Source organism: Kitasatospora sp. NPDC059673 (assembly GCF_042734215.1).
Lineage (GTDB): Bacteria > Actinomycetota > Actinomycetes > Streptomycetales > Streptomycetaceae > Kitasatospora.
On sequence record NZ_JBHWEN010000034.1, the window covers coordinates 63,743 to 70,646 of the forward strand.

The 6,904-nt window shown below is 70.0% G+C and carries 6 protein-coding genes; all 6 read left to right on the forward strand.

Annotated features, from left to right (window positions below):
• Positions 1–69 precede the first annotated feature (69 nt).
• Positions 70–1,425, forward strand: a complete 1,356-nt coding sequence (locus tag ACFV18_RS29700; protein ID WP_380488329.1) for a M16 family metallopeptidase — start codon at positions 70–72, stop codon at positions 1,423–1,425.
• 22 nt (positions 1,426–1,447) lie between these two features.
• A complete protein-coding gene (dapB, locus tag ACFV18_RS29705; RefSeq protein WP_380488330.1) occupies positions 1,448–2,194 on the forward strand; it encodes a 4-hydroxy-tetrahydrodipicolinate reductase in 747 nt (248 codons plus the stop codon).
• Between the two features lies 1 nt (position 2,195).
• Positions 2,196–2,657, forward strand: a complete 462-nt coding sequence (locus ACFV18_RS29710) for a hypothetical protein (protein ID WP_380488331.1) — start codon at positions 2,196–2,198, stop codon at positions 2,655–2,657.
• Positions 2,658–2,690: 33 nt separating this feature from the next.
• Entirely contained in the window at positions 2,691–3,476 is a 786-nt protein-coding gene (thyX, locus tag ACFV18_RS29715; protein WP_380488332.1) for an FAD-dependent thymidylate synthase, read from the forward strand.
• 317 nt (positions 3,477–3,793) lie between these two features.
• Complete coding sequence (gene dapA, locus ACFV18_RS29720; protein ID WP_380488333.1) at positions 3,794–4,693, forward strand: 4-hydroxy-tetrahydrodipicolinate synthase; 900 nt, start codon at positions 3,794–3,796, stop codon at positions 4,691–4,693.
• A 172-nt stretch (positions 4,694–4,865) separates the two neighbouring features.
• Positions 4,866–6,551, forward strand: coding sequence for a ribonuclease J (locus tag ACFV18_RS29725; protein ID WP_380488334.1), 1,686 nt, complete (start codon positions 4,866–4,868; stop codon positions 6,549–6,551).
• The last annotated feature ends 353 nt before the right edge of the window (positions 6,552–6,904 follow it).

Genomic DNA, 6,904 nt, shown 5'->3' on the forward strand with positions numbered 1-6,904 from the left:
ATCGGCGCGTGCGGGCCGCGCCCTGTTCGTGAAGCTCCCCTCGTGAAGCAGTAGTTGGAAGGAACACCCGTGGCCCAGGCCTCGGCGGCGAAGCAGCGCCCCGGCACTACCCGGACCCTGCTCAAGGGCACCGAAGGCGGCGCGGGCACCGTCCGCCGCACCGTGCTCCCCGGCGGCCTGCGGGTCGTCACCGAGACCCTCCCGACGGTGCGCAGCGCCACCTTCGGCATCTGGGTCGGCGTCGGCTCCCGGGACGAGACCCCGGTGCTGAACGGCGCCACGCACTACCTGGAGCACCTGCTCTTCAAGGGCACCGCCCGGCGCGACGCGCTGGAGATCTCCGCCGCGCTGGACGCGGTCGGCGGCGAGATGAACGCGTTCACCGCCAAGGAGAACACCTGCTACTACGCGCGGGTCCTGGACACCGACCTGCCGCTGGCCATCGACGTGGTGTGCGACATGCTCACCGGCTCGCTGGTCCGCCCCGAGGACGTGGAGTCCGAGCGCGGCGTCATCCTGGAAGAGATGGCGATGGCCGAGGACGACCCGGGCGACGTGGTGCACGACCTGTTCGCCAAGGTGATCTTCGGGACCGGCCCGCTCGGCCGCCCGATCCTGGGCACCCAGGAGACGGTGTCCGGCCTGAGCCGCGACCAGATCGCCGGCTTCTACCACCGCCGGTACAAGCCGGAGAACCTGGTGGTCGCCGCGGCCGGCAACCTCGACCACGCCAAGGTGGTCAAGCTGGTGGAGAAGGCGTTCGCGCCGGTGCTGGCCAAGTCCAAGGGCCACCCCGCCGAGGTCCGGCGCGGCGTCAAGGCGGTCCGCACCTCCGGCAAGGCCGCCGTCCTCAACCGCCCCACCGAGCAGGCCCACCTGGTGCTCGGCGTCCCCGGCATCCCGCGCCACGACGAGCGCCGCTGGGCGCTGGGCGTGCTCAACGCGGCCCTCGGCGGCGGCATGAGCTCCCGGCTGTTCCAGGAGGTCCGGGAGAAGCGCGGCCTGGCGTACTCGGTGTACTCGTACTCCTCCTCCTACGCCGACACCGGTCTGTTCGGCATCTACGCCGGCTGCCAGCCCAAGCGGGTCGAGGAGGTGCTGAAGATCTGCCGCGAGGAACTCGCCCGGGTCGTCGAGGAAGGCATCACCGAGGAGGAGCTGCGCCGTGCGATCGGCCAGATCTCCGGCTCCACCGTGCTCGGCATGGAGGACACCGGCTCGCTGATGAACCGCATCGGCAAGGCCGAACTCTCCTACGGCCACCACCTGTCGGTGGACGAGATGCTGCGCAAGATGGCCGAGGTCACCCTGGACGACGTGCACGCCGTCGCCCGTGATGTGCTGGGGGCGCACCGGCCCTCGCTCGCGCTGATCGGCCCGGTCAACGACCGCCGGGCCGCCAAGCTGGCCGACCTGCTCGCCTGAACCGCCCGAGAGGACAACTGACATGACGCTGCGCGTCGCCGTGATCGGCGCCAAGGGCCGGATCGGCTCCGAGGCCGTCAAGGCCGTGGAGGCCGCCGACGGCATGGAGCTGGTGGCCGCCCTCGGCCGTGGCTCCGAGCTCACCGAACTCGGCGAGGCCGGGGTCGATGTCGCGGTCGAACTCACCCACCCCGACTCGGTGATGGGCAACCTCGACCATTGCCTGCGCAACGGCATCCACGTGGTGACCGGCACCACCGGCTGGACCGAGGAGCGCCTGGAGACCGTCCGCGGTCTGCTCGCCGAGGCCCCCGAGCTCGGCCTGCTGATCGCCCCGAACTTCTCCATCGGCGCGATCCTCGGCATGAAGTTCTCCCAGCTGGCGGCCAAGTACTTCGAGTCCGTCGAGGTGGTCGAACTCCACCACGACCGCAAGGCCGACGCCCCGTCCGGCACCGCCACCCGCACCGCGCAGCTGATCGCCGCCGCCCGCGCGGAGGCCGGCCTGCCCCCGCAGCAGGACCCGACCACGCACAGCCTGCCCGGCGCCCGCGGCGCCGACGTGGACGGCGTCCCGGTGCACGCGGTGCGGCTGCGCGGCCTGCTCGCCCACCAGCAGGTGATGTTCGGCGACACCGGCGAGACGCTGACGATCCGGCACGACTCGATGCACCACAGCAGCTTCATGCCCGGCATCCTGCTCGGCGTGCGGAGGATCGCCGACCACCCGGGCCTGACCTTCGGCCTGGAACACTTCCTGGACCTGTGACATGACCTCTCGCACCGGTTTCTTCGTCCTCTCCGGCATCCTGCTGCTGGTCAGCGCGGTCTGCGTCGGGGAGGGCGTGCAGCTCGTCGCCACCGGCAAGCCGCTGGGCATCGGCATCGGCGTGTGCGCCTTCGTCATCCCGGTGATCGGGCTCTGGTTCCTCCGCCAGACCATCCGCTTCGGCCGGGCCAGCGAGCGGCTCGCCCGCCAGCTGGAGGCCGAGGGCGGCCTGCCCGTGGACGAGCTCAAGCGCACCGGCGGCGGCCGGATCGACCGGGCCTCCGCCGACGCGGTGTTCGCCCGTCGCAAGCGCGAGGCCGAGGCCGACCCCACCGACTGGCGGAACTTCTTCCGGCTCGCCGTCGCCTACGCGGACGCCGGCGACGTCCCGCGCGCCCGCAAGGCCATGCAGCACGCGATCAAGCTGCATGGCCGGGACGCCGCGGCCACCGCCGTAAACTGACCTGTACCGCCCCCAACAGCCAGGACATCACCCATGCGCGCAGTCGAACCCCAGGTCCACCTGATCGCCCGCCCCGAGCTCGACTACGACGAGGTCGCGGCCTACCTGCAGGACGTCGGCGGCGAGAGCTGGCTGGAGCGGGTCGACCGCGGCGACCTGGACGACGCCCAGAACCTCGCCGAGTTCGCCGGCCGGATCTGCTACCGCTCGTGGAAGCCGGGCCTCAACCCGAACGTCACCAAGGTCCGCACCGACCAGGACGTCTACCTGAAGAACATCCTGGCCAGCGCGCACGGCTCGGTGCTGGAGCACGTCTCCTTCACCTTCGTGCTGCACAACGTCAGCCGGGTGGTCACCCACGAGCTGGTCCGCCACCGGGCCGGCGTCGCGGTCTCCCAGGAGTCGCTGCGCTTCGTCCGCCTCGACGACATCCCGTTCTGGTTCCCCGAGTGGGCGCAGCGGGACGAGGAGCTGATGAGCCGCGCCACCGGTCTCATGCAGCAGATCGAGGAGTTCCAGCACTGGATGGCCGACCACTTCGGGCTGGACGAGGAGGGCGTCAAGTTCCACGAGAAGAAGGAGAAGACCTCCTTCATGCGCCGCTTCGCCCCCGAGGGCCTGGCCACCGGCCTGGTCTGGACGGCGAACGTGCGCACCCTGCGCCACGTCATCGAGAACCGCACCGCGCCGGGCGCCGAGGAGGAGATCCGGCTGCTGTTCGGCAAGATCGGCGAGCTGATGGTCAAGGAGGCGCCCTCGCTGTTCGGCGACTACACCGTCGAGGACGGCGCCTGGGTCCCCGGCTGGCGCAAGGTCTGACGCCCGATCCCCTGGCCGGGGTCTGACGGACCGTCGGATCCCGGCCCGGCCGTGCTCACCCGTGCGGCCTTCCGCGGGCGGCCGTGAACCGGCCGCTGACCTGCGTGGACGGGCAGATGGCCGGACCTGCCCGAGATGCCCGGATTGCGGCGTTCTCGGCCGCTCCATACGCTCGGGGCACGGATTCCGGTGCTGCGTGAACCCCCGAGCGCGCAGCACCGGAATCCCATGTCGGGCCCGGCCCGCGGCCCTCAGGACTGTCCAAACCCTGGACCTGCGTGGCGATCGACCACCGCCCTACGAGTAGCTTTGGACCCATGGCTCCGACCTCCACACCGCAGACGCCCTTCGGCCGGGTCCTGACCGCGATGGTCACCCCGTTCACCGCCGAAGGCGAGCTCGACCTCGACGGCGCCCAGCGCCTTGCCGCCCACCTGGTGGACTCCGGAAACGACGGCCTGGTGCTCAACGGCACCACCGGCGAGTCGCCCACCACCACCGACGCGGAGAAGGCCCAGCTGGTCCGGGCCGTGGTCGAGGCGGTCGGAGACCGCGCCCACGTCATCGCCGGCGTCGGCACCAACAACACCCACCACAGCGTCGAACTCGCCCGCCAGGCGCAGGCCGCCGGCGCCCACGGCCTGCTCGCGGTCACCCCGTACTACAGCAAGCCGCCGCAGGAGGGCCTGTACCTGCACACCGTCGCGATCGCCGACGCCACCGAACTGCCGGTGATGCTGTACGACATCCCCGGCCGCGCCGCCGTCGCCCTCGAACACGACACCCTGGTCCGCCTCGGCGAGCACCCGCGGATCGTCGCCAACAAGGACGCCAAGGGCGACATCGCCGCAGCCGCCCGCGCCATCGCCGACACCGGCCTCGCCTGGTACTCCGGCGACGACAACCTGACCCTGCCGCTGCTCTCGGTCGGAGCCGTCGGCGTGGTCAGCGTGGTCGGCCACGTGGTCGCCGCCGAGATGCGTGCCATGATCGAGGCCTTCGTCGCCGGCGACCACGCCAAGGCGCTCGCCGTCCACCAGTCGCTGCTGCCGGTCTACACCGGTATCTTCCGCACCCAGGGAGTGATCCTCTCCAAGGCTGCGTTGAACCTGCAGGGACACCCGGCCGGCCCGCTCCGGCTGCCCCTGGTCTCCGCCACGGACGCGGAGATCGCCCGGCTGAAGGAGGATCTCGCCGCCGGCGGGGTACACCTGTAACCAACAACAGACGTGCGCGCCCCCGGCTCGCCGGACCCCCACCGGGTCCGCCGCTGGACCGGGACCGACGGCGCGCGGCAATCGGCAGTCAGGTAACCACGATGGACGCACGCCATATGCCACCGGGGGAAGAACCCTCCGGGCATATGGCGTGCGTCGTGAGGAGAGTCTTTTGAGCCACCCGCACCCCGAACTCGGCGCTCCCCCCGCTCTCAAGGAGGGCGCCCTCCGCATCACCCCGCTGGGCGGTCTCGGCGAGATCGGCCGCAACATGACGGTCCTCGAGTACGGCGACCGCATCCTGATCATCGACTGCGGCGTGCTCTTCCCCGAGGACGAGCAGCCCGGCGTCGACCTGATCCTCCCCGACTTCAGCTACATCCGGGACCGCCTCGACAAGATCGACGGCATCATCCTGACCCACGGCCACGAGGACCACATCGGCGCCGTCCCCTACCTTCTCCGGGAGAACCCGGACATCCCGCTGATCGGCTCCAAGCTCACCCTCGCCCTGATCGAGGCCAAGCTCGCCGAACACCGCATCCGCCCCTACGTCCTGGAGGTCGCCGAGGGCGACCGCGAGCGGATCGGCCCCTTCGACTGCCAGTTCATCGCGGTCAACCACTCCATCCCCGACGCCCTGGCCGTCGCCGTCCGCACCCCCGCGGGCATGGTCGTCGCCACCGGCGACTTCAAGATGGACCAGCTCCCGCTGGACGGCCGCCTCACCGACCTGCCGACCTTCGCCAAGCTGGCCGAAGAGGGCATGGACCTCCTCCTGGTGGACTCCACCAACGCCGAGGTCCCCGGCTTCATCCCGCACGAGCGCGACATCTCCGCCGCGCTGCGCAACGTCTTCGCCAACGCGGAGAAGCGCATCATCGTCGCCTCCTTCGCCAGCCACGTGCACCGCATCCAGCAGGTCCTGGACGCCGCGCACGAGTACCGGCGCAAGGTCGCCTTCGTCGGCCGCTCGATGGTCCGCAACATGGGCATCGCCCGCGACCTCGGCTACCTGAAGGTCCCCGGCAACCTGATCGTCGACGTCAAGACCCTCGACGACCTCCCCGACAAGGAGGTGGTGCTGATCTGCACCGGCTCCCAGGGCGAGCCGATGGCCGCGCTGTCCCGGATGGCCAACCGCGACCACCAGATCCGCATCGTCGAGGGCGACACCGTCGTCCTCGCCTCCTCGCTGATCCCCGGCAACGAGAACGCCGTCTACCGGGTCATCAACGGCCTCACCCGCTGGGGCGCCAAGGTTGTCCACAAGGGCAACGCGAAGGTGCACGTCTCCGGCCACGCCTCGGCCGGTGAACTCCTGTACTTCTTCAACATCTGCAAGCCGAAGAACCTGATGCCGGTCCACGGCGAATGGCGCCACCTGCGTGCCGCCGCCGACCTCGGCATCGCCACCGGCGTCCCGCGAAACCGCGTGGTCATCGCCGAGGACGGCATCTGCGTCGACCTGGAGAAGGGCGTCGCCCGGATCGCCGGCAAGGTCCAGGCCGGCTACGTCTACGTGGACGGCTCCTCGGTCGGCGACATCACCGAGGCCTCGCTCAAGGACCGCCGGATTCTCGGCGAAGAGGGCTTCATCTCGGTCTTCGTGGTGGTCGACTCCACCAACGGCAAGATCGTCAGCGGCCCGACCATCCAGGCCCGCGGCTCCGGCATCGACGACAGCGCGTTCGCGTCCATCGCCGGCAAGCTGGAGGAAGCCCTCACCCGCTCCGCCGGGGAAGGCGTCCTGGAGGTCCGTCAGGTCCAGCAGCTGGTCCGCCGGACCATCGGCAAGTGGGTCGCCGACAACTACCGGCGCCGCCCGATGATCCTCCCGGTCGTCGTCGAGGTCTGACCGACCTGATTTGACCTGGGGCAGCCCGGTGCGTAACGTTCTCCGGGTTGCCCCACGGTCGTGCGGCTTCGCTCCGGATTCGAATTCGTTCGAATGGGGCGGGGAAAACAGGCCGAGAAACTCTGATAGAGTTCGGGAGCGCCGAAAGGCCAAAGCAAATCGGAATGAATGAAACTCCGGAAAACGGAGCGGAAAACATCTGATAAGCTGGAAACACGAAAGAACGAAGCGCCCGGAGGGCCGGTCGGAAGGCCGCCTGAAGGAAGTGTCCGTTCCTTGAGAACTCAACAGCGTGCCAAAAGTCAACGCCAGATATGTTGACATCCCCGGCCAGCCGGTATCGGTTGGTTGGA

Coding starts and splice junctions, on each gene's coding strand:
- dapB (WP_380488330.1), top strand. CDS start 1,448: ATGACGCTGCGCGTCGCCGTGATCGGCGCCAAGGGCCGGATCGGCTCC.
- ACFV18_RS29710 (WP_380488331.1), top strand. CDS start 2,196: ATGACCTCTCGCACCGGTTTCTTCGTCCTCTCCGGCATCCTGCTGCTG.
- thyX (WP_380488332.1), top strand. CDS start 2,691: ATGCGCGCAGTCGAACCCCAGGTCCACCTGATCGCCCGCCCCGAGCTC.
- dapA (WP_380488333.1), top strand. CDS start 3,794: ATGGCTCCGACCTCCACACCGCAGACGCCCTTCGGCCGGGTCCTGACC.